At 64.4% G+C, this 24,004-nt stretch carries 18 protein-coding genes; 11 read left to right on the top strand and 7 right to left on the bottom strand.

The window, feature by feature from the left end; translation table 11 throughout:
• Positions 1 to 18: 18 nt before the first annotated feature.
• The 11 genes from A5788_RS04360 to A5788_RS04310 all read left to right on the top strand — a co-directional run bounded on the left by A5788_RS04360 (position 19) and on the right by A5788_RS04310 (position 15,101).
• Entirely contained in the window at positions 19 to 285 is a 267-nt protein-coding gene (locus A5788_RS04360; RefSeq protein WP_064865314.1) for a sarcosine oxidase subunit delta, read from the top strand.
• Positions 282 to 3,086 (top strand): 2Fe-2S iron-sulfur cluster-binding protein, encoded by a 2,805-nt coding sequence (locus A5788_RS04355; protein ID WP_064865317.1) that lies wholly within the window; start codon positions 282 to 284, stop codon positions 3,084 to 3,086. The genes A5788_RS04360 and A5788_RS04355 overlap by 4 nt, the downstream gene beginning before the upstream one ends.
• Positions 3,079 to 3,657, top strand: coding sequence for a sarcosine oxidase subunit gamma (locus tag A5788_RS04350; RefSeq protein WP_064867885.1), 579 nt, complete (start codon positions 3,079 to 3,081; stop codon positions 3,655 to 3,657). Before A5788_RS04355 ends, A5788_RS04350 begins: the two co-directional genes overlap by 8 nt.
• A 15-nt stretch (positions 3,658 to 3,672) precedes the next feature.
• The gene (purU, locus tag A5788_RS04345; RefSeq protein WP_064865325.1) at positions 3,673 to 4,521 is read left to right on the top strand and encodes a formyltetrahydrofolate deformylase; all 849 of its coding nucleotides are present in this window, start codon (positions 3,673 to 3,675) and stop codon (positions 4,519 to 4,521) included.
• 110 nt (positions 4,522 to 4,631) lie between these two features.
• Entirely contained in the window at positions 4,632 to 7,088 is a 2,457-nt protein-coding gene (locus tag A5788_RS04340) for a GcvT family protein (protein ID WP_064865328.1), read from the top strand.
• 31 nt (positions 7,089 to 7,119) lie between these two features.
• Positions 7,120 to 8,832: a BCCT family transporter gene (locus A5788_RS04335; RefSeq protein ID WP_049700283.1), complete on the top strand. Its 1,713-nt coding sequence runs from the start codon at positions 7,120 to 7,122 to the stop codon at positions 8,830 to 8,832.
• A complete protein-coding gene (locus tag A5788_RS04330; RefSeq protein ID WP_064865332.1) occupies positions 8,829 to 10,334 on the top strand; it encodes an aldehyde dehydrogenase family protein in 1,506 nt (501 codons plus the stop codon). The genes A5788_RS04335 and A5788_RS04330 overlap by 4 nt, the downstream gene beginning before the upstream one ends.
• Positions 10,335 to 10,351: 17 nt before the next feature.
• Positions 10,352 to 11,899: an APC family permease gene (locus A5788_RS04325; protein ID WP_064865335.1), complete on the top strand. Its 1,548-nt coding sequence runs from the start codon at positions 10,352 to 10,354 to the stop codon at positions 11,897 to 11,899.
• The gene (locus tag A5788_RS04320; RefSeq protein WP_064865338.1) at positions 11,896 to 13,470 is read left to right on the top strand and encodes a GMC family oxidoreductase; all 1,575 of its coding nucleotides are present in this window, start codon (positions 11,896 to 11,898) and stop codon (positions 13,468 to 13,470) included. The genes A5788_RS04325 and A5788_RS04320 overlap by 4 nt, the downstream gene beginning before the upstream one ends.
• Before the next feature lie 162 nt (positions 13,471 to 13,632).
• Positions 13,633 to 14,430, top strand: a complete 798-nt coding sequence (locus A5788_RS04315; protein WP_197494424.1) for an IclR family transcriptional regulator — start codon at positions 13,633 to 13,635, stop codon at positions 14,428 to 14,430.
• Between the two features lie 380 nt (positions 14,431 to 14,810).
• Positions 14,811 to 15,101, top strand: coding sequence for a GIY-YIG nuclease family protein (locus tag A5788_RS04310; protein WP_049699084.1), 291 nt, complete (start codon positions 14,811 to 14,813; stop codon positions 15,099 to 15,101).
• 405 nt (positions 15,102 to 15,506) lie between these two features.
• On the opposite strand, the gene A5788_RS04305 is transcribed toward A5788_RS04310, so the two are convergent.
• The 7 genes from A5788_RS04305 to A5788_RS04275 all read right to left on the bottom strand — a co-directional run bounded on the left by A5788_RS04305 (position 15,507) and on the right by A5788_RS04275 (position 23,962).
• Positions 15,507 to 17,021 carry an ATP-dependent DNA ligase gene (locus tag A5788_RS04305; RefSeq protein ID WP_082938019.1) on the bottom strand — a complete coding sequence of 505 codons (1,515 nt, stop codon included), beginning with the start codon at positions 17,019 to 17,021 and terminating at the stop codon, positions 15,507 to 15,509.
• On the bottom strand, positions 17,018 to 18,811 hold the full coding sequence (locus tag A5788_RS04300; RefSeq protein WP_049699086.1) for a SulP family inorganic anion transporter: 1,794 nt from the start codon (positions 18,809 to 18,811) through the stop codon (positions 17,018 to 17,020). Before A5788_RS04300 ends, A5788_RS04305 begins: the two co-directional genes overlap by 4 nt.
• A gap of 55 nt (positions 18,812 to 18,866) precedes the next feature.
• A complete protein-coding gene (locus A5788_RS04295; RefSeq protein ID WP_049699087.1) occupies positions 18,867 to 19,325 on the bottom strand; it encodes a DoxX family protein in 459 nt (152 codons plus the stop codon).
• A gap of 87 nt (positions 19,326 to 19,412) precedes the next feature.
• On the bottom strand, positions 19,413 to 20,702 hold the full coding sequence (locus A5788_RS04290) for an MFS transporter (RefSeq protein ID WP_331710811.1): 1,290 nt from the start codon (positions 20,700 to 20,702) through the stop codon (positions 19,413 to 19,415).
• 205 nt (positions 20,703 to 20,907) lie between these two features.
• Entirely contained in the window at positions 20,908 to 21,537 is a 630-nt protein-coding gene (locus A5788_RS04285) for an MBL fold metallo-hydrolase (RefSeq protein ID WP_049699089.1), read from the bottom strand.
• Positions 21,534 to 22,628: an S-(hydroxymethyl)mycothiol dehydrogenase gene (locus A5788_RS04280; RefSeq protein WP_049699090.1), complete on the bottom strand. Its 1,095-nt coding sequence runs from the start codon at positions 22,626 to 22,628 to the stop codon at positions 21,534 to 21,536. The genes A5788_RS04285 and A5788_RS04280 overlap by 4 nt, the downstream gene beginning before the upstream one ends.
• Positions 22,629 to 22,756: 128 nt before the next feature.
• On the bottom strand, positions 22,757 to 23,962 hold the full coding sequence (locus tag A5788_RS04275; protein ID WP_049699091.1) for a serine hydrolase domain-containing protein: 1,206 nt from the start codon (positions 23,960 to 23,962) through the stop codon (positions 22,757 to 22,759).
• Between the last annotated feature and the right edge of the window lie 42 nt (positions 23,963 to 24,004).

Below are 24,004 nucleotides of genomic sequence, written 5' to 3'. Positions count from 1 at the left end.
TGAGTACCAGGAGATCCGTTGCAGCTCATCACCTGCCCGCACTGCGGGCCACGCGAAGAAGTCGAGTTCCACTACGGTGCCGCCGCGGGCGTCGCCTACCCCGACCGTCCCGCCGACCTCGACGACGCCGCGTGGGCACGCTATCTGTTTTTCCGCCCCAACCCGAAAGGTGCACTGACAGAGCGCTGGTGCCACAGCGCAGGTTGTCGGCAGTGGTTCACCGTCCAGCGCGACACCGTCACCTACGCGATCGTGCCGGCACCGTCCGAGGAGACCTCCCGATGACTCAGACCTTCCGCGCCCCCTCCGGCGGACGTGTCGATCGCGATACCCCCATCGACTTCGTCTTCGACGGTGCCACGTACACCGGTTACGCAGGCGACTCACTGGCATCGGCATTGCTGGCCAACGGAGTTCGCTCGATCACCAGCAGCGTGATACTTCATCGCTCGCGTGGTGTCACGGGATCGTGGGCCGACGATGCCACCGCGCAGATCGGTGTCGACGCTCCCTACAGCGAACCGATGGTTCCCGCGACCACAGTCGAGCTGTGCGCCGGCCTCGTCGCGCACGGCGTGCCGGGACTGGGCCGCTTGTCATTCGACGTCGACACCGCCCGCTACGACTCGCTGCACCACCATCCCGACCTGCTCGTCGTCGGCGCCGGACCCGCAGGCCTCATGGCGTCACTGATCGCCGCCCGCGCAGGCCTACAGGTCCTGCTCCTCGACGAGCGCGCCGAGCCCGGCGGCGCAACACCGTGGGCGCCCTGGGTAGCCGACGCCATCACCGAGTTCGACTCACTGCCCACCACCACCCGACTGAACCGCACCACCGCGTTCGGTGCATACGACGACGGGTTCGTACTCGCTGTCGAACGTCGCACCGACCATCTGGGAACGGACGCACCACAGCACATCTCGCGGCAGCGCATTCATCGAATCCGTGCCCGACACATCGTCATAGCCGCCGGCGCACACGAACGTCCGATCATCTTCGGCAACAACGACCTACCCGGTGTCATGCTTGCCGGTGCGGCGGCCGACTACCTCCGCCGATACGCAGTGCTCGTCGGCGCCAGCGCTGTCGTCTTCACCGCCTGCGACGCCGCATACGACGCCGCGTTCGCGTTGGCGCAGGAAGGAGTCGAGGTCCGTGCGATCGTCGACGTGCGCGCCACCGTGTCGACCGATCTCGCCGAACAGGCTGCAGCCCTCGGGATCTCACTGCGTGTCGACGACGCCGTGGTCGGGGCTCTCGGCACCGATTCGGTAGCGGGTGTGCGCCTCCGGGATGGCACGTCACTCGACTGCGACACCGTGCTGGTCTCAGGAGGCTGGAATCCCGCTGCGCACCTGTGGAGTCAACTGCGCGGTCCGCTGACCTTCGACGCCTCAGCCGCAGCCTTTCTACCCACGGGAACGCTACCGACCACTGAGATCGCGGGCGCGGCAGCCGGAATGCTCACCACGCCATCGTGTCTGGCCGACGGGCGTCGAGCAGGGCTATCAGCAGTGCGCGCGCTCGGCGTCGTGGCACCCGAGTTCCGAGCCATTCCGCACGTCGGTGAACGCACCCCGGCCGCGACAGAAGTGTGTTGGCGAGTTGCCGAATCCGACGCTGCGACATCGTTTGTCGATCTCCAGCGAGATGCCACGGTCACCGACGTCGAGCGTGCCGTCGGCGCCGGGATGACGTCTGTGGAGCATGTCAAGCGCTACACCACGATCGGCACGGCACACGATCAGGGCAAGACGTCTGGCATCGTCGCTTCGGGCATCGTCGCGGAGTTGCTCGGCGTCGACGTCACCGACACCGGAACCACGACGTTCCGTCCGCCGTACACCCCGGTGTCGTTCGCCGCCTTGGCAGGTCGCGACCGAGGCGATCGCTACGACCCGGTTCGACGAACCGCGTTGCACGAGTGGCACAGTGAGCGCGGGGCGGTGTTCGAGGACGTCGGCCAGTGGAAGCGTCCACGCTTCTATCCACGCGGCGGCGAAGACATGGCATCGGCTGTGCTCCGTGAATGTGCCGCTGTCCGTTCGGGAGTCGGCATCCTCGACGGTTCGACGCTCGGTGTCATCGATGTCGCGGGACGTGACGCCCCCGCATTCCTCGACATGCTCTACACGAACATGATGAGCACACTTGCGGTCGGCAAGATTCGTTACGGCGTGATGTGTGGCCCCGACGGCATGGTCAAGGACGACGGCACCGTCATGCGCATCGCGGACGACCGCTACACCGTCTACACCACCACCGGAAATGCGGCGGCCATCCTCGACTGGATGGAGGAGTGGCACCAGACCGAATGGCCGGAGCTGCAAGTGTTCACCACCTCGCTGACCGATCACGTCGCCACGTTCCCCGTCGTGGGACCGCGATCTCGGGACGTCGTGGGTGCCGTGTTCGGTGACCTCGACGTGAGCAACGGCGCGTTCGGCTTCATGGACTGGCGCGACACCACTCTCGACGGCGTTCCGATCCGTATCGGGCGCGTCAGCTTCTCCGGCGAGCTCGCCTTCGAGGTCAACGTTGCCGCGGAGTACGCACTCGATGTGTGGTGTGCACTCCTCGACGCCGGTGAACGCTACGAGATCACGCCGTACGGAACCGAGACCATGCACGTGTTGCGCGCCGAGAAGGGGTATCCGATCATCGGCCAGGACACCGACGGAACGGTCACGCCGCACGATCTCGGCATGAGTTGGGTGGTGTCGAAGAAGAAGTCCGACTTCATCGGAAAGCGCTCGTTCGCCCGCGTCTCCGACCGTGATCCGTTGCGCAAGCATTTCATCGGGCTACTTCCGACCGATGCGTCGACGGTGTTGCCGGAGGGATCGCAGATCATCGCGCACAGTCCGAGCGGCACGCTGCCACCGCCACCCGTTCCGATGCTCGGGCACGTCACCTCCAGCTACCTCAGTGCCGAGCTCGGGCGACCGTTCGCTCTGGCACTCGTGAAGGGCGGCCGGGATCTGGTCGGCTCACGGCTTTCGGTGCCCTTCGGAGACCGCCTCGTCGAAGTCGAGGTCACGTCACCGGTATTCGTCGACCAGGAAGGAACCCGTCGCGATGGCTGACATCTCGCTCGCACCGCGCTCGCCGCTGAGCGGCCGACAGGTGGCATTCGACGCGCTCGCGCCCACAGTCCAACTCGCTGAAAAGCCAGTGGCACAGTCGATTGTCCGTACCTCCGACGTCGATGCCATTTCACGCCTCGAGCTGCCAGGCGTCTGCGAACTACGACGCCGCGACGGTGAGGTCGCAGTCTGGCTCGGCCCCACCGAGTGGCTGCTCTATCGCGAGGGCGTGACAGGCCACGCATTCTTCGACGACGTCGTGTCCCGCGCAGGCGACAACGCTTACGTCATGGATGCGACGTCGCAGCGCACCCGGCTCGTCCTCGGCGGACCCCGCGCTCGCACGATCCTGGCCCACGGCTGCGCAGTTGATCTGTCCGACAACGCGTTTCCACCCGACCGCGCAATCTCGACCCTGTTCGCCCAGACCGGCGTCGTGATCCACCGCGACCAACCCGACGACTCGTACACACTCTTCGTGCGCTCCTCGTTCGCCGACTACCTCGCTGACTGGCTCGTCGACGCCGCGGCCGAGTATGTGGTCCCGACTCCAACTGACACGAACCCCTAACCTGAAAGACCGCTCATGCCCTCGACTTTCACGCTCACCCTGCGGTGTCCCTCCCGCGGCGGGATCATGCATGCGATCTCGTCGTTCCTGTTCAGTCACGGCTGCGAGGTCATCGACCATCGACAGTTCGACGATCCGACGACGCATACCCTCTTCGTACGAACGGAATTCGCGTCCGCTCGCCAATCGAGCGCCGACGACGTGACCCGCGCGTTCGAACATCTAGCCACCGGGATCGACGCCGAATTCGAGATCCACGATCGCACGCCCGCGCGGATCGTGGTCATGGTCTCCAAGCTCGGTCACTGCCTCAACGACCTGATCTTTCGTTGGCGCGCAGGGACACTCGGAGGTGAGCTGGTCGCTGTCGTATCCAATCACAGCGATCTGGAGCCGATGGCCACCTCGGCCGGACTTCCGTTCCGGCATCTGCCCGTGTCGCCGGACACCAAGGCCGACGCCGAGGCGCGACTTCTGGCAACGGTCGACGAGTTCGACGCCGATCTCGTCGTCCTCGCCCGATACATGCAGATCCTCTCCGACGAGACCTGCGCGAAGCTGCGCGGCAGGGCGATCAACATCCACCACTCGTTCCTCCCGGGCTTCAAGGGCGCCAAGCCTTATCACCAGGCCCATCAACGCGGAGTCAAGTACGTCGGTGCGACAGCGCATTACGTGACCGCAGATCTCGACGAAGGTCCCATCATCGAACAGGAGGTGATCCGCATCGATCACACCCACGACCCACGCAGGCTCGCCACGGTCGGCAGCGACGCCGAGGCCTTGGCGCTCTCCCGCGCCGTCCGCTGGCACAGCGAGAACCGCGTGCTCATGAACGGAACCAGCACCGTGGTGTTCAGCTAGCCCGCCCCGCCGCCGGTCGAGCCCCACCCGCTGGTCGAGCGCCCCAACCGCTGGTCGAGCCCAACCCGCTGGTCGAGCTTGTCGAGACCACCCCCCACCAAAGGAACCCCATGCCCACTCCCAAAGTCGTCATCGTCGGCGCAGGCATCGTCGGCACCTCGCTGGCCGACGAGCTCACCGCGCGCGGTTGGACCGACGTGACGGTCCTCGACCGCGGGCCGCTCTTCGCCACCGGTGGATCGACCTCGCACGCACCGGGTCTCGTGTTCGCGACCAATCCGTCGAAGACGATGACCGAGCTCGCGAGCTACACCCTCGAGAAGTTCTCCGCACTCGAGCACCCCGACGGCTGGTGTTTCAGTCACGTCGGAGGGCTCGAGGTGGCCACCACCGAGGCCCGCCTGGACGACCTCCACCGAAAGGCAGGCTGGGCGGCCTCGCGCGGCGTCGAACATGAGCTGCTCTCTCCCGCAGAGTGTCTCGAACGCCACCCCCTGCTCGACCCGGGCCAGATCGTCGGCGGTTTCTTCACGCCGCGCGATGGTCTGGCGAAAGCGCTGCGGGCAGCAGAAGCCCAAGCGACGCGGGCGATCTCACGTGGGGCACGGTTCGTTCCGCACACAGAGGTGATCGACGTCGTCGAAGAGAACGGTGAGGTACGTGGCGTCCGCACCGCAACCGGAGTCGTCGACGCCGACATCGTGGTGTGCTGCACGGGTTTCTGGGGAAGAGAGTTCGGCCGTCGCGTCGGACTCACCATCCCCCTCGTTCCGATGGCACATCAGTACGCGTACACCACGCCGCTGGAATCTCGACACGGCGCCAATTCTGTTGTCGCAGAGGCTTCGCTGCCAATCCTGCGCCATCAGGACCACGACCTCTACTACCGCGAGCACGGTGACCGCCTCGGCATCGGCTACTACGGCCATCGCCCCATGCCGAGCGACGTCAACGCGCTCGACTACGACTCGACAGTCTCGCTCGAGGAGATGCCGTCGAAACTGATGTTCACGCCAGACGATTTCGCCGAAGCCTGGGACCAAACCATCACGCTCATACCGGAACTCGCAACGGGAAAGATCGACGACGGATTCAACGGGATCTTCTCGTTCACCCCCGACGGGCACTCGGTCGTCGGAGAACACCGCGACCTCAAGGGATTCTGGGTCGCCGAGGCGGTGTGGGTCACGCACTCCGCGGGCATCGCGCGCACCGTCGCCGAGTGGATGGTCGACGGCACACCCGCCGTCGACACCCACGAGTTCGATCTCTACCGGTTCGAAAACGCCGCTCTCACAGACGACTACATCCTCACGACGAGTTCGCAGTCGTTCGTCGAGGTGTACGACATCATCCACCCACACGATCAGGTTGCCGCTCCACGAGGCGTACGCACCAGCCCGTTCTACGACCGGCAAGCCGCTCTGGGCGCAGAGTTCTGGGTCGCGAATCTGTGGGAGCGTCCGGCGTGGTTCGAGGCCAATCAGGCGATACTCGACGAACTCGTCGCCGGTGGCATGCAGATCCCGCAACGCGACAACTGGTCCGCGCGCAACTGGTCTCCGATCTCGGTCGCAGAAGCGGCGTGGACTCGCAGTCATGTCGCGATGTACGACATGACACCGCTGACCCGATATGAGGTCAGCGGTCCCGGAGCCGCGGACTACCTGCAACGACTGACCACCAACAACGTCGACAAGTCGATCGGCTCGATCACGTACACGCTCATGCTCGACGACGCAGGCGGCGTGCGGTCGGATCTGACGGTCGCCCGACTCGGTGCTGATCTGTTCCAGGTCGGGGCCAACGGGCCGATCGACTTCGACTGGATGTCGCGACATCTTCCCGCCGACCGCAGCGTCACGCTCCGAGACATCACCGGCGCGACCTGCTGCATCGGACTCTGGGGGCCATCCGCCCGCGACGTCCTCGCACCGCTGACGCCAACCGACCTCACGAACGACGGCCTGAAGTACTTCCGCTGCGTTCAGACGACCATCGGGTCCGTGCCTGTGACTCTCATGCGGGTCTCCTACGTCGGTGAGCTCGGCTGGGAGATCTACGCCGACGCCGAGTACGGCCGCGGTTTGTGGGACCTCCTCATGGCGGCGGGTGCCGAGTACCGCATCATCGCCGCGGGCCGGATCGCGTTCAACGCACTGCGCATCGAGAAGGGCTACCGATCCGCCGGCACCGACATGACGACCGAGCACACCCCGGCTGCGGCCGGGCTCAGCTTCGCCGTGAAGTCGTCGAAGCAAGACTTCGTCGGGAAGAAGGCTCTGGACCAGCGGAAATGCACATCACGCCTGCGCACGATCAAGTTCGACGACCCCGCAGCCGTGGTGCTCGGGAAGGAGCCCGTCACCGTCGACGGGAACGTCGTCGGATACGTCACGAGCGCAGGGTGGTCGCCGACGGTCGGCGCGTGTCTGGCGTACGCGTGGCTGCCTTCGGACCTGCCCGATCTCACGGCCGTTGAGGTCGATTACTTGCGCACGTCGTATGGTGCCTTAGTGATCTCGGATCCGGTGGTCGACCCCGAGATGGCTCGAATCAAGCAGTAAGTGTCCACCGCTACCTGCGAAAAGAGGCGCTATGGCGAACATGAATGATGTGCGGAAACGCTACACACTCGACCCGGTGGTGTTCGGTGTGACGGCAGCACTGATCATCGCGTTTCTGATCTGGGGTCTGGTCAAGCCCCACAATCTCACGTCCGTCTCGTCGACCGTCCTCGACTGGATCACCGGCAACCTCGGCTGGCTGTTCATCCTCACAGCAACCGGTTTCGTGATCTTCGCGGTCTGGCTCGCCCTGAGCAAGTACGGGCGCATCCCGCTCGGCAAGGACGGCGACAAGCCCGAGTACCGCACCGTGAGCTGGATCGCGATGATGTTCAGCGCCGGCATGGGCATCGGCCTGATGTTCTTCGGCGCATACGAGCCGCTGTTCCACTTCGTCGAGGCACCGCCGGGATACTCGGCTCGCGACGTGCAGGTCGCAATGGCAACCACCATGTTCCACTGGGGATTTCACCCGTGGGCCATGTACGCTGTGGTCGGTCTCGCAATCGCATACTCCACCTACCGTCTTGGCCGTAGCCAGCTCATGAGCGCAGTTTTCGCTCCGCTGCTTGGCAATTCGGTGAACGGCCCGGTCGGCAAGATCATCGACATCCTTGCGATCTTCGCGACGCTGTTCGGCACCGTCGCGTCACTGGGACTCGGCGCGCTGCAGATCGGTTCGGGCTTGGACAAGGTCGGTTGGGTGAAGAACCCGTCGACCATGGTTCTCGTCGCGATCATCGCGGTGCTGACCGCCGCATTCGTCGCGTCGGCAGTGTCGGGTATCGCCAAGGGAATCCAGTGGCTGTCGAACATCAACATGGTGCTGGCGCTGATCCTCGCGGTCTTCGTATTCGTCGTCGGCCCAACCGTGTTCATCCTCAATCTCCTGCCCACCACAATGGGCGCCTACGCCAACGACGCCCTCGGTTTCTCCGCACGGTCGGGCGCGACAGTCGACGCCGACGGCGAGAGCTGGCTGGCGTCGTGGACCATCTTCTACTGGGCGTGGTGGGTGTCGTGGACCCCCTTCGTCGGAATGTTCCTCGCGAAGATCTCCAAGGGCCGCACCATCCGCGAGTTCGTTGTCGGCGTGATGATCGTGCCAACCGTGGTGTCACTGTTGTGGTTCTGCATTTTCGGCGGATCAGCCATACGTGAATTCACCGACGGCAAACTGGCTTTCGACCCCGCCACCAGCGCCAGCGAAGACACGCTGTTCGACGTCCTGGCCAACATGCCGTGGACAGCGATTGCCTCCGCCCTCGTCATGATCTTGGTCGCCATCTTCTTTGTCTCCGGCGCGGATTCGGCGTCGTTGGTGATGGGTACTCTCTCGCAGCGGGGCACCCCGGAACCGAGTAGATGGATCACCATCTTCTGGGGTGTGTCCACCGGTGCGGTCGCCGCAGTGCTGCTGGCCGTCAGCGGCGACGACGGACTCACCGGCATCAAACAGATGGCGATCATCGCCGCGCTGCCGTTCGTGTTGGTGATGGTCGGCATGTGTGTGTCGCTGTACATGGATCTGCGCCGCGACCCGTTGATCGTCGCTCGTGGCCTGCTGTCCGACCGCGTCGACGAGCACATCCGCGAGGAGGCTGTCAAAATCGAGACCAGCGAGTTCGCGGTGCTCGACCCGGAGACCGGCGACCCCATCGCACCGTTCGTCAACGACACCGTCGAAACCATCCCGCCCGCAACGGAAGACAAGAAAACCACGGAAGGCAAGAGAACCGAATGACCCAACCGCTCGCGGGGCTGATCGGCGACCATCAGCTCTACATCGACGGCACGTGGCGCGCCGCCTCCGACGGCGGCGTCCGCGCGCTGATCAACCCTGCGAACGGAACCGAGTTCATCTCTGTCGACGAGGCGAGCGCCGACGACGCGACTGCCGCCGTCACCGCTGCGCGCACAACGTTCGACGCCGGCGAGTGGTCATCGACGCCGGTCGCCGAGCGGGCCGCACTTCTACGCCGCATCGCCGACCTGTTGGTCCGCGACAAAGCAGACCTCGCGTACATCGAGACACTCGACACCGGAAAGACGTTGGCGGAGAGCGAGATCGACATCGACGATGTCGAATCGGTCTTCCGCTACTACGCCTCACTCGTCGAGACGTCTGCCGATCGGGTCGTCGACGTCGGCAACCCCGCCGTCATCAGCCGCGTGATCCGCGAACCGATCGGGGTCTGTGTTCTCATCGCGCCCTGGAACTATCCGCTTCTGCAGATCTCGTGGAAGATCGCGCCCGCACTCGCTGCGGGTTGCACCATGGTCGCCAAACCCAGTGAGGTGACTCCCCTTTCGACGATCGCGTTCGTCAGGCTGTGCGAAGAGGCCGGAGTCCCCGCCGGCGTACTCAACCTGGTGCAGGGTTCCGGTGCCGTTCTCGGTCAAGCACTCACCGACAACCCCGACGTCGACTTCATCTCGTTCACCGGCGGCCTGCAGACCGGCATCGTGATCTCCGAGACCGCAGCCAAGCACGTCACCAAGGTTGCCGTCGAACTCGGAGGAAAGAACCCGCACATCGTCTTCGACGATGCCGACTGGGAATCGTCTGTCGACCAGGTACTCACCGGGGTGTTTCTACACTCGGGTCAGGTGTGCTCGTCAGGGACACGGCTCATCGTGCAGTCGTCCATCGCCGACGACTTCGTCGACGCGCTCGTCGTGCGCGCTTGCACCATTCGTATGGGTGACGGGCTCGATCCGACGAGCGAGACCGGCCCTCTGGTATCCCAAGCACAGCTCGACAAGATGCACGCCTACGTGGCGTCGGCGAAAGACGAAGGCGCCGTGCTGCGTTGCGGCGGCGGACGGCCAGATCGCGACGATCTCGATCCCGGCGGCTACTTCTTCTCCCCCACCATCTTCGACCACTGCGACCGATCGATGACGATCGTCCGCGACGAGACGTTCGGGCCGATCCTCACCGTCGAACGATTCGAGACCGAGGAGCAGGCACTCGCTCTCGGCAACGACACCGAATACGGTCTGGCCGCTGGGGTCCGCACCTCCGACGCCGCGCTGGGCGAACGGATGGTTCGCGGTCTGCGGCACGGGACCGTATGGCTCAACGACTTCGGCTACTACACACCAGCCGCCGAATGGGGAGGATTCGGCAAGTCCGGCAACGGACGCGAACTGGGCCCGACCGGGCTAGCGGAATATCAAGAAACAAAGCACATCTGGCACAACACCGCGCCGTCGGCGTCGCGGTGGTTCGGACCGGAATGATCACGCGATGAGGAACAATGGCCACAGAGTCCACGCCGACAACAGCTTCCGAGGCCGACGGCCTCGAAGACTTCGGATACAAACAGTCACTCGACCGTAGTATCGGCAAGTTCGCCAGCTTCGCCGCGGGCGTCAGCTACATCTCCATTCTGACCGGAACCTTCCAGCTCTTCTACTTCGGCTTCGGGACCGCGGGACCCGCCTATCTGTGGTCGTGGCCGATCGTCTTCGTCGGACAGCTCTGCGTCGCACTGTGTTTCATGGAGCTAGCGGCGAAGTACCCGGTCGCCGGGTCGGTGTACAACTGGGCAAAGCGGTTGGGCACGCAGCTGGTGGGATGGTCGGCCGGCTGGTTGATGCTCACCGCATCGATCGTCACCCTGGCGGCCGTCGTGCTGGCATTGCAGCTCAACCTGCCGAGACTGTGGAGCGGCTTCCAGATCTACGGCGACGGTTCCACCGCGACTTCGTACGCGGTCAACGCGGTGATCCTCGGCTCAATCCTGGTGGCCATCACCACCGCCATCAACGCGTGGAGCGTGCGGCTCATGGCGATGATCAACAGTGTCGGCGTCTTCGTCGAGCTGATCGCAGCGGTACTCATCGCAGTTATTCTGGCATGCAACGTGACTCGGGGTCCGCAGGTCTTCTTCTCCACACATGGTTACGGGGCCGGCGAGAGTGGCGGCTACCTCGGCGCATTCCTCGTCGCGTCGTTGGCGTCGGGCTATGTGATGTACGGCTTCGACACCGCCAGTTCGCTCGGCGAGGAGACCGTCGAACCACGACGCACCGCGCCGAAAGCGATCCTGCGCGCAATTCTGGCCTCGTTCGTCATCGGCGGTGCGATTCTCGTCTTCGCGATCATGGCTGCCCCGGACCTCGACGATCCCAAGCTCGGACAACCCGACGGAAGCCTGCAGTACATCGTCGAATCCGTGATGTGGGGACCGCTGGGCAAGATCTTCCTCGTCGCCATCGTCATCGCGGTCGTCGTCTGTTCACTCGCGGTGCACACGGCAGGTATCCGGCTGATGTTTGCGATGGCCCGCGACAACGCGCTGCCCTTCGGCTCCCACCTGGCAAAAGTCGACCCGAAGCGACAGACCCCGGTCATTCCCGCTTTCGTCATCGGGATTCTCGCCATACTGATACTCGTGATCAACATCGGTCAGCCGAAGATCTTCACCGTGCTGACGTCGATCGCGATCATCATGATCTACCTCGCGTATCTCTTGGTCACGATGCCCATGCTGCTCAAGCGTTTTCGCGGTGAGTGGCCGCCGAAGGATCTCGCCGAGGGCGGCTATTTCACGATGGGGCGGTGGGGACTGGCGGTGAACCTACTGGCCGTCGTCTGGGGCATCGGAATGGCGCTCAACCTGGCCTGGCCACGTTCGGCCGTGTACGGCACACCGTGGTTCAACACGTGGGGGGCGTTCGTCTATATCGGCATCATCCTCGGACTCGGATTGCTCTGGTACTTCACCGTGGGTCGTCGAAACATCGGTGTACTGGCATCGCATTCGAGTACCAACGATATCGCCACGGAGGCCGCGCAGTGACCACCTACGACTACGTGATCGCGGGCGGTGGAACCGCCGGATGTGTTCTTGCCGCGCGACTTTCCGAAGATCCCAATGTGACTGTCTGCCTGATCGAAGCCGGACCGAGCGACGTCGACGACCCTGCGATCCTGGTGTTGGCCGACTGGATGCACCTACTCGACTCCGGCTACGACTGGGACTACCCCGTCGAACCGCAGGAGAAGGGCAATAGCTTCCTACGACACGCCAGGGCAAAGGTCCTGGGCGGATGTTCGTCGCACAACTCGTGTATCGCCTTCTGGCCCTTGGCACAGGGGTTGAGAGACTGGGAGGCGATGGGCGCGACCGGTTGGGGGCCCGAAGCCGTACTACCCTACGTCGCGCGCGTGGAGAACAACGTCGCCGACGGTACGTACCAGGGCTATCCACACGGACACGACGGCCCTGTCCGACTCCGCGATGTGCCGCCGAATGATCCTTGCGGCCAGGCGGTTTTGGATTCTGCCGCCAAGCTCGGCCTTGACACCGTCGCATTCAACCGCGACGAATGGCACCTCAATGCCGCTGGCTGGCTGCAGATCAACGCCAATGAAGCCGGCGAACGCATGTCGTCGTCGCACGCCTACCTGCATCCGATCCTCGACAAACGGCCGAATCTGACTGTGCTGACGGACAGTTGGGTCAGTGGGATCGTCATCGACGACTCTTTGCGAGCCACCGGCGTTACGTTCCTGCGGCCAGACCTCAGCGGATACGACACCGTCGACGCACGACGCGAGGTCATCGTGACCGCGGGCGCCATCGATACTCCCAAGTTGTTGATGCTCAGCGGGATCGGGCCGGCCGACCACCTCCGTGAGATCGGCGTCGAGGTGCGTGTCGACTCGCCCGGCGTCGGGGAGAACCTCGACGACCACGTCGAGGGTCTGGTGTTCTGGGAGGCGTCGCAGGCGATGGTCACCGAGTCGACACAGTGGTGGGAGATCGGCCTCTTCGCCACGACACGTGATGGCCTCGACCACTCTGATCTGATGATGCACTACGGCAGCGTGCCGTTCGACATGAACACACTCCGATGGGGCTACCCCACCACGGAGTCGGGGTTCTGCCTCACACCGAATGTGACGCAAGGTCTTTCCCGGGGAACGGTGCGACTGCGGTCGCGCGACTTCCGCGACCGGCCCCGGGTTGACCCGCGCTATTTCACCGATCCCGAGGGCCACGACGAGCAGGTGATGCTCGCGGGAATCCGACTCGCGCGCGAGATCGGCGCGCAGAGTCCGTTGGCGGAGTGGGTATCTCGAGAGCTGGCGCCGGGGCTCGACGCCGTGACCGACGACGAGTTGATCGACTACATGCACAAGACGCACAACACCGTCTACCACCCCGCGGGTACCGCGAGGATGGGCGCGGCGTCGGATCGGATGGCGGTGCTCGATCCCGAGCTGCGGGTCAAGGGCGTTTCGGGTTTGCGGGTTGTCGACGCGTCGGCCATGCCCAAACTGCCCGTCGTGAACCCGAACATCACGGTGATGACCATGGCCGAGAAGTGCGCCGACCTGATCAAGGCTGCGGACGGAAGCCAATGAGCGCTCATCCGCGTCGAGTTCGCCTGGTACGTACACAAGTCGTACGTCAGCGGGAGGCCGAGGAGATTATTTCGATGGCGGCCCGCTCACGACCGGATTGTGTACGTGCAGATTTGGTAAGCGGCCGGCAGCCTCAACCCAATGGAATCGACAGGTAGGCTCATGAGCATCATGTCCACCGACGCACACGACCACGACAAGACCGCAGGTGGCGCCGTGCAGTCCGTCGACCGCGCGCTGCAGATCATGGAGCTGATCGCCGACGCAGGCGCTGCGGGTATCACCGAATTGTCTGTCGCTCTCGGAGTCCACAAGTCGACCGTCTCTCGGATCGTGGCCTCGCTGGAATCGCGCGGCTTTGTCGAGCAGGCGCCGGGTGGCCGCAAGTATCGCATCGGCTTCACGGTGGTGAGGCTCGCCGGATCGACTACCGCGACAATGGATCTCGCGAAACTCGGCCAGGACGTCTGCGACGGCGTGGCCAAGAAGACCGGGGAGACGACCAATCTCGCGGTCCTCAACGCCGCGCAGGCCATCAACGTCGTCGAGTCGCAGGGGTCGTCAAGCGTTGCGTTGAAGACCTGGATCGGCCAGCCGTCGCCCGCGCACGCCACGTCGTCGGGCAAGGCGCTACTCGCCGGCTTGAGCGAACGAGAGCTGCGCACGCTCTACTCCGATGAACTACCCGGTTTCACCGACAACACCATCACTGACCTCGATCAGCTCATCGCCGACCTCGAAGCCTCCTCCGCCCGCGGCTGGGCGCTCGCTGACGAAGAACTCGAAGTCGGGCTCGTCGCCCTCGCCGCCCCGGTCCGCGACAGCACAGGCGCCGTGGTCTCGGCGCTGAGCATCTCAGGCCCGCGTTACCGCCTCGACCCCGCCGACGCCCCCCAACTCGCCGAGGGCGTCGTGCGCGCCGCCGACACGGTCAGCCGCCGCCTGGGCTACCGCGGCTGACCCCCGCCGCCCGAGCGCCTACACGCTGGTCGAGCTTGTCGAGACCACCCCACCGCCGGCTGAGCGCCCACTCGCCGGTCGAGCCCCCACCGCTGGTCGAGTGAACCCCGCTGGTCGAGCTTGTCGAGACCACCCCACTCGCCGGTCGAGCGCCCACTCGCCGGTCGAGCGCCCACTCGCCGGTCGAGCCCCCACCGCTGGTCGAGCCCTCACCGCTGGTCGAGCTTGTCGAGACCACCCCACCGCCGGCCGAGCCCCCACTCGCCGGTCGAGCCAACCCCGCTGGTCGAGCCAACCCCGCTGGTCGAGCTTGTCGAGACCACTAAGCGGCCTGTGGACAGAGAAATTCGACAGTCGAGCGGTGAGTGCATAGTTGTCGGATGACCGGCTACATGTACATCCTCGAGTGCGCTGACGGCAGCTTTTACGTGGGCAGCACCCAGAACGTGGAGTCGAGGCTCGAGCAGCACAACAGCGGTCAGGGCAGTCGCTACACGCGCTGCCGGCTGCCTGTTCGGCTCGTGTACCAACACGAATGTCCAACCATCGCAGAGGCGTACGCGCTCGAGAAGCGCGTTCAGAACTGGTCCCGCGGCAAGCGGAAGGCCCTCATTGCTGGAGATTATGAGTTGCTGCAACAACTCTCGCGCAACCGACAAGACGGGGCGTAGACGCTCGGCTGCGGTGAGGTGGTCTCGACAAGCTCGACCAGCGGCGGTTGGCTCGACCCGCCCGTGGGGCCCTTTCCGCTGATTGAGCCGGCCGCGAGCGAAGCGAGCAGCCGAGTCGAAATCACCAGCGGTGTGGCTGGGCTCGACCAGCGGGGTGAGGTGGTCTCGACAAGCTCGACCAGCGGGGTCAGCACCCGGCCCGCGCGTGGGGCCCTTTCCGCTGATTGAGCCGGCCGCGAGCGGAGCGAGCAGCCGAGTCGAAATCACCAGCGGGGTGGCTGGGTTCGACCAGTGGGGTGAGGTGGTCTCGACAAGCTCGACCAGCGGTGGTGCGCTCGACCAGCTGGGTTACCTCGACCGGCGAGGTGCGGCTCGACCAACGGTGGCCGGCTCGACCAGCGCCCCCTACGGCAGCAGCGCGCGGACGGCGTCGATGGTGTCGGCGGCGGCGGCGGTCTTGTCGGGCCGATACCGCAGCACCCGGGCGAACCGCAGGGCAACTCCGCCCGGATACCTTGAACTGCGCTGCACACCGTCGAGTTCGATCTCCACGACTATCTCCGGCCGCAGGAACACCGCCCACTCCGTACGCGACTGCTCGTACTTGGGGAACTCCTCTGTCTGCCAACGCAATATCTCGTCGGTCAGGCCCTTGAACGTCTTGCCGACCATCACCGGCGGCCCGCCGTCGGGGTCGCGTGCGCCCAGGTGCAGATTTGATAGCCAGCCGCGTCGACGCCCCGATCCCCACTCGGCGGCGAGTACTACTAGATCAAGAGTGTGCACCGGTTTGACCTTCTGCCACGTCCGGCCACGACGGCCAGCCGCGTACGCACCGCTGCGCGACTTGACCATGACCCCTTCGTGGCCTTCCGCTATGGCCGCGGCGAATTGTGCCTGTGCCGCTTCGACATCGGGGTCGACCACAGACGGAATGCGGAGACCCGGTGCCACCGAATCCAGTGCCGCGAGTCGTTCCGACAGCGGCAGGTCGATCAGATCACGGCCGTCGAGATGGAGGCAGTCGAAGAAGAACGGTTGCAGCAGTCGAGGGTTCGCCTCGTCTGCGGCAGACCCGAACCGGCTCATGGTCTCCTGGAACGGTCGCGGCCGGCCGTCGTCGCTGAGCATCAACGTTTCACCGTCGAGAATGACTGTCTCACAGGGCAACCCGAGCACAACCTCGACAAGATCGGGCACCCTATCGGTCACGTCCCGCAACGTGCGGGTGAACACCCGCACGTCACCGCCGTTACGGTGCACCTGAATTCGTGCACCGTCGAGTTTGAAGTCGACAACGACGTCGGGGCCGAGGTCGGCAAGCGCGCTCGGCAGGTCGTCGGCGGGAGTCGCAAGCATCGGTGCGATCGCGCGTCCGACCTGTAGCCGCACTCCACGCAGCGCCTCGTCGCCGCCATGTGCAGCCAATACCGCTGTCTCCGATAGTGATCCGGTCAGCATGTGCGCGCGTCGCACCGAGTCGACGGGCTGACCCGTCGCTTGCGCCACCGCGTCGACCATCAGCCCCGCCAACGATCCCTGCCGCAACTCGCCGGTCAGCAACCGTTTCAGGAAGTCCTGTTCGGGCGGCGTCGAACTCGTGAAAAGCTCTGTCAACACGCTACTTCTGAGTGCCGCTGACCCCGTCCCCCTGGCCGCAGCGAGCTGCTCAAACGCGTCGTCGACATCGACCACATCAAGTCTCGGCTCCTCGGTGCCGTCGACGTCGAGGCTCGCCAACGACCGCCACCCGACACCCAACTTGCCCTGCGGCACTTCACCGGAGAGCCACGTGACCACGATCGGCAGTTCGTCCTTCGACGCAGCACCAAGGAGATCCACCAATGCGGTGGTCTTGAGCTTGCGTGATCGGGTCGCAGCCATCTGCGCCGACGCTTCGACGACCTGCCCGAGTTTCACGACTCCTGCTTCCATGCATCCGGCGATACATCCGACGAGCCCTCCGACCGCGCGGTTGCTACCGCGTCGGGATACTCCGCCTCGTACGCACGCACCGCGGCGCCGACCGTCGGGTACACGTGGTCGGAGTTCAGCTCCGAGAGCACTCCCTCATCGGAGAGTGTGTCGCCGAGTTCTGGGTCGACGCCCGCGAGGACGAAGTGAGCATTTCGCTTGTGCACGAAGGTGATCAGGTCCTTCAGCATGACCGACGCTGTGTAGTCGACGTCGCCGATCACTGTGCAGTCGAGTACCAGCCAACGCACCGGATGTGGTGCCGCCCGAACCAGCGCAGCCACCTCGTCGGAGAATCGACTGGCGTTGGCATAGAACAGATCTGCGTCATAACGGAACACGATGAGTCCCGGCATCGACTCGGCGCCAGGCTTCGCCGACTCGTATCGGCGACGACGTCCGTGGTCGGAGACGCCGACCACGAACCGCTCGGGACGGTATTGCCTGCGCACTATCGCCAGCAGCGACACACCCATCGCAACGACCACACCGTTCTGCACACCGAAGACCAACACCACCACGGCGGTCAGAACGGCAATAGCGAACTCGTACTTCGACACTCGCCACATTCGACGGAACTGGTCGACGTCGATCAGCCGCACCGCCACCACGGCGACGATCGCCGACAACACGGCGTGCGGCATGTAGGCGAGCGCGCCGTCGAAGAAGACCACGACGATCAGCGCGATCAGCGCCATCGTGATGTTGGCGAGCTGGGTCCGACCGTGTTCGGATTCGAGCAGTTCGGTCTTGGTTGGGCTGCCGTTGACCACAAAGGTCGACGAGAAGCCCGCCACGATGTTGGCCGCCGACAATCCGACGATATCGCGATTGACGTCGGCATCCTCGCCGTGACGCTGTGCGAAACTTCGTGCTGTGGCAGCACTTTGGGCGAGAATGACCACCGCGCAGCCGATCGCGACCGTCGCGGCTTTCGGTATGTCACGCCACGTGACGTTGTCGGGAAGCCCGAATTCGGGGAAGCCGCCGTGCAATTCACCGATCACCGGGACGTCGTCGGACCAGTTGAACACATACACCAACACGATCGACGCCACCACCACGATGACCGGCATCGGAATTCGGGGCGCCCACCGCTTACCTACGATCAGCAACAGCAGCGTCGCAGCGGCGAACGCCACCGCAGTCCATTTGATGGAGCCGAGTTCTCGCGCCAGGTGTTCCCAGCGCTCCCAAATCCGACCATCGCTCCCGGAGACTCCGAGCATTCCCGGAATCTGCCCGGTCAGCACACTGATCCCGGTACCCGCAAGGAAACCGACGAGCACAGCGGTGGACAGGAAGTCGCCGAGAAACCCCAGTCGCGCGACCCTGGCCACTGCCAGCATCAGGCCTGCCACGATAGCGATCAGCGACGCGAAGCCCAACCATTCCCGCGAGTTCGGTTGCAGTCCAGCGACTCCGATACCCGCGATACCCGACCCGATGATCGCCGCCGTTGCCGAGTCGGCACCGGTCACCATGAGCCGTGAGGCACCCAGAATGGCGAACACGATCGTGGGAAGGATGATCGTATAGATTCCCGCAACCACCGGAACGTGAGCAATTGTGCTGTAGCCCATCGATTCCGGAATGGCGACGGCCGCGAGCGTGACGCCCGCGAGCACATCCGCCCGCAACCACCCGCGCTGGTAACCGCGGAACGCGGGTGGCAGCAAGCGTTTCAGCGACGTCGAGAACGCACGCTCCGCCCCGGCGGCCCGCGTCCCGCTCACTGCCGTTCGCCCGAGCTCAGCGGTTCGATCACCCCGCTGACGTTACCCGCGTTGATCAGGCAGCGGTGCGCACTGCCGAGCCTTGCGATGCTGCGGCGTCGGACTCTTCCACTCGCTTACGTACGAGCACGTTCTCCAATGCGGGACGCCCCGAGCCGATGAAGACCAACAGGAACAGCGCCCAGCAGTACAGCGCGGCCGAGTCGCCCTCGTTCGCTATGGGCAGCAGACCGTCGCCCTGGTGCTTCCAGAAATAGGCGACGGCCATCGCGCCGGAACCGATGAACGCAGCAACGCGAGTGCCGAGTCCGAGCATGACTAGGATGCCGCCGACCAGCTCAATCGCCGCAGCCCACCACGACGGCCCCGCCCCGAACGCTGCGGTCTCGCCGCCGTACGGCGCGACCGGCCATCCGAACAGCGTCGACGCTCCATGACAGAAGAACAGGAAGCCGACGACGATACGAAACAGGCCGATCGCCCATGGCGCGACCTTCTCAAGTGAGGTAAGCATTGCCTAACTATGAAGGTATGGTTCCCGCATCGCAACCCCAGAAACCCGATTCCGAGGGAATCGCGTTCGACGCTCAGACCCCGACACTCAGACTTCCGACAAGTCCACCGACCGCGTCTCCTGGACCGACCACAACGCCAGCAGCGTCAGCACTCCTGCCACCGCGAGGTAAACCCCAACCCACGCCACACCGAAGTCGGCAACCAACCACGTCGCGATGAACGGCGCAACGGCAGCGCCGAGGATCGACGCGACGTTGTAGGCGATCCCAGATCCCGTGTAGCGCACGTTCGTCGGGAACAACTCCGGCAGGATCGCGCTCATCGGCCCGAAGGTCAGTCCCATCAGCGCCATACCCAGGATGAGGAAGCCCAGCATCACGCCGTCGGTCACCGACGACGGGTTGAGCAGCCACCCGAAGCACAGACCGAAGATGACGATCGCACCGGTGATGACCAGAAGCACCACACGTCGGCCATACCGGTCGGCGAGCCATCCCGAAAGCGGGACGCACGCTGCGAAGAACAGCACCGAAATAAGCTGCAGCCCAAGGAAGTCGACGTAACTGATGGAGAGCTTGACGCCCGACGCGTCGGTCACCTTGCCGGTTCCGTACGACGTCGTCCACGTGGTCACGATGTAGAAGAGCGTGTACGTGGCCAGCATGATGAACGTGCCGGCGATCAGCGGGCGCCAACTGGTCTTGACGACCTCGGCCAACGGCGCGCGCACCTTCTTGCCCTCTTCGACTGCCTTGGCGAACACGGGCGTCTCGGTGAGCTTCAACCGCACGTAGAGCCCGATGACCACCATGATTGCGCTCGCCAGGAACGGAATTCGCCAACCCCAGGTCAGGAATGCGTGGTTGGTCGCAGCGCTCTTGGCGTCGAAGTCCATTCCCAGCATCAGCAGCAGGAAGATGCCGTTGGCGAAGAAGAAGCCGATCGGCGCACCGAGCTGCGGCCACATCGCCGCCCAGGCGCGCTTACCCTTCTCTGCGGTCTCGGTGGCCAACAGCGCGGCCCCCGACCATTCGCCCCCGAGTCCGAGACCCTGACAGAAGCGCAACAGCGCGAGCAGAGCCGGTGCGGCATAACCGATCTGGGAGAAGGTCGGCAGCAACCCGATCGCGAAGGTGGCGATACCCATCGTGAGCAGCGAACCGACCAGGGTCGCCTTGCGCCCGACGCGATCTCCGAAGTGTCCGAACAACACCGAACCGATCGGCCGCGCGACAAATGCGAGGCCGAACGTCGCGAACGACGAGAGTAGCGCGGCGGTGTCGTTGCCCTTCGGGAAGAACAGAGTCGGAAACACGAGGACGGCTGCCGTCGCATAGATGTAGAAGTCGAAGAATTCGATACTCGTGCCGACCATCGATGCGATGACGATGCGGCTACGCGGAACTGCGGGTCGAGCGGGATCGACAGGAGCAGAACCCGTTGAAGGGACAGTGGCTTCACTCACCGCGGAGAGGTTACGCGCCCGCCCCTCGGGATCTTCGCAGGTGGGTAGGTTTTCGGGGCAGAAGGCCGTGTTTCCGAGCTCACGTGGCGACTCGGAAACACGGCTCTGAGCGCGCTCAGCTACCCCGCTTGATCCACTCCTCGAGATGCGGCGCCTCGGCACCGACCGTCGTGCCGTCTCCGTGCCCCGTGTAGACCTTGGTCTCCGGGTCGAGCACGAAGATCTTTTCCTTGATGGACTCGATGATCTTCGGGAAGCTCGAGAACGACCGTCCTGTCGCTCCCGGTCCACCCTGGAACAGCGTGTCGCCACTGAACAACACACCGAGCTCCGGCGCGTAGATCACCGACGAGCCCGGCGAGTGCCCCGGCGTATTGATGACCTTCAACGACGTTCCCGCGACGTCGATTTCCTGCCCGTCGTCGAGGTTGCCGGGCGTCACGTCGGGGTGCGTTTCCTTCCACAGCATGGTGTCGCCGGGGTGCAGCAGGATGGGCGCGCCGGTCTCCTTCGACAACTCCGGAGCCACGGTGATGTGGTCGTTGTGGCCGTGGGTCAGCACGATCGCCTTGACGGTCCGGTCGCCGACAGCGTCGAGGATCGGCTTTGCGCTGTGCGCGGCGTCGATGATGACGACCTCACTGTCGTCGCCGACGATCCAGACGTTGTTGTCGACGTCCCACGTCCCGCCGTCGAGCGAGAAGGTGCCGGACGTGACGACGTTGTCGATGCTCGCGTTGCTCATGACTTCAGCTCTACCACCGAGCGAAGCACCTTGCCGCCCTTCATCGCCTCGAACGCTGCCTCGACGTCGCCGAGTCCGACGCGCTCGGTGACGAACTTGTCGAGCGGGAGTCGACCCTGCTCATAGAGGTCGATGAGCATCGGGAAGTCGCGCTCGGGCAGGCAATCGCCGTACCACGACGACTTGAGCGATCCGCCGCGCGAGAAGAAGTCGACGAGCGGCATCTCGAGCTTCATCTCGGGTGTCGGAACACCAACGAGCACAACGGTTCCGGCGAGGTCGCGGGCGTAGAAGGCTTCCTTCCACGTTTCCGGTCGCCCGACGGCGTCAACGACGACGTCAACCCCGTTGCCGTCGGTCAGGTCCTGGACGGCGGTCACCACGTCGTCGACCTCTGCACCATTGATGGTGTGAGTTGCGCCGAGTTCGGTTGCCCACTGCAGTTTTGCCGGATCGCGGTCGATCGCGATGATCTTGGTGGCACCGGCCAGTCGGGCACCGGCGATCGCGGCGTCGCCGACGCCACCGCAACCGATGACGGCGACGGAGTCTCCGCGACCGACGTTGCCGGTGTTCATCGCCGCGCCGAGGCCCGCCATCACGCCGCAACCGAGCAGGCCGGCGACCGCGGGATCGGTCTCGGGATTGACCTTGGTGCACTGCCCCTCGTGAACGAGGGTCTTCTCGATGAACGCGCCGATACCCAGCGCAGCCATCAGTTCGGTGCCGTCGGTGAGCGTCATCGACTTCGACGCGTTGTGGGTGTCGAAGCAGTACCAGGGCTTCCCGCGCTTGCACGCCCGACACTCACCACACACCGCACGCCAGTTCAGGACGACGAAATCGCCGACCTCGACGTGAGTGACATCCGAACCGATCGCCTCGACGACGCCCGCGGCCTCGTGCCCGAGGAGGAACGGATACTCGTCGTTGATGCCGCCCTCTTTGTAGGCGAGATCTGTATGGCAGACACCGCACGCCTGGATATCCACGACGACGTCGTTGGGCCCGGGGTCGGGCACCACCACGTCGACGAGTTCCGTTGGCGCGCCCTTGCTACGCGAGATGACTCCCTTGACCGTCTGCGACATTCCGCTTTCAACCTCTCGATGGTGAGAACCTTGTACTCAACACAGTCTTGTGGCATGGCACGAGACATGCATCCATCCGAATGGATGGTTCTACCTGGTCGAAAGTACAGGAATGACGTTCGACGGTCCTAGTGGTCCAGCGACCGGTACAGCGCGGTCTCGAAGTCCATGTACTTCGTGAACGACGTCGGATCACCGAACGGCAGTATCTGCGTCGCCCAGAAGCCGCCGTAGCCGTTCTCTCGATCGATCCAGTAGAAGAGGTTCGCAAGGCCTGCCCAGCCCAGCGCCCCAGCAGGTCGACCTGTGGGTGCCTCTTCGTTGTTGATCATGAACGGCAACGACCACGACTTCGATTGGCCCGGAAAGAATTCCGCGTCGTTGGACAATGACGGGATCACGCCGGGCAGCATGGTCACCGGTAGATCGCCGAGGTGGTTCTGAACCGCCATCTCGACGGTCTCCTGCTTGAGCACACGGCCGTGTTCACCGGCTCCGTCGTTGAGCCACATCCGGATGAACCTCATGTAGTCACCGACGGTGCCATAGAGCCCGTGCCCACCGAAATCGACCTCCGGTGGCGTCGGCAACTCGAAGTCCATCGGCGTCAACGTGCCGTCGGCATTGCGCGCATGCATCTCCGCAAGACGCGAGCGGAAGTCCTCTCGCAGAACGAAACTCATGTTCTGGATACCCAGGGGCGGGAAGATCCGTTCCTCGAATACCTCGCCGAGTCGCTTACCGCGAAGGCGCTCGACGACCTGCCCGACCCAGTCGAGGTTGGTGCCGTATTGCCACCGCTCGCCCGGATCGAAGAGCAGAGGCGTCGTGAGTGCGGCTTTCGTTGCGGTGATGACGCTGGGCTGACCTTGTTCGTCGGCCAGTCGGGAGTAGACCTCGTCGAAGAAGTCGTACCCGAAACCTCCTGTGTGTGTGAGGAGTTGGCGCGTCGTCGGAATCGACCTCGGCGCGCGCAGCTGTGGCGCACCGTCGTCGCCGAAGCCCTCGATCACCTGCAATTCGCCGATCTCGGGCGCGTACTCGGATGCGGGAGCGTCGAGGTCGAGTGCGCCCTCTTCGACGAGCTGCAATGCCGCGGTCGCGGTGATCGCCTTCGTGGTCGAGAAGAGAGCGAAGACGTCGTTGGTGGTGATCGCGGCGTCGCCGTCGATTCGACGCTTGCCTGCGGCACCCTCGTAGATGTTGCCGTTCCGATCCGTCACCATCGCCACCACGCCCGCCACGGGCATGTCTGCGTCGACTGCTGATTTCAGAATGGCGTCGTCCGACCGCTTGAGTACACCACGGTCGACTCCAGTGACTGAACTTGTCATCTCATCTGTCCTTTCGATGAATTTCTCTGATTAACAACACTT

The organism is Gordonia sp. 852002-50816_SCH5313054-c, from assembly GCF_001665925.1.
Lineage (GTDB): Bacteria > Actinomycetota > Actinomycetes > Mycobacteriales > Mycobacteriaceae > Gordonia > Gordonia jacobaea.
Note: the sequence above shows the minus strand (reverse complement) of the source record. Positions and strands in the feature narration are given on the sequence as shown.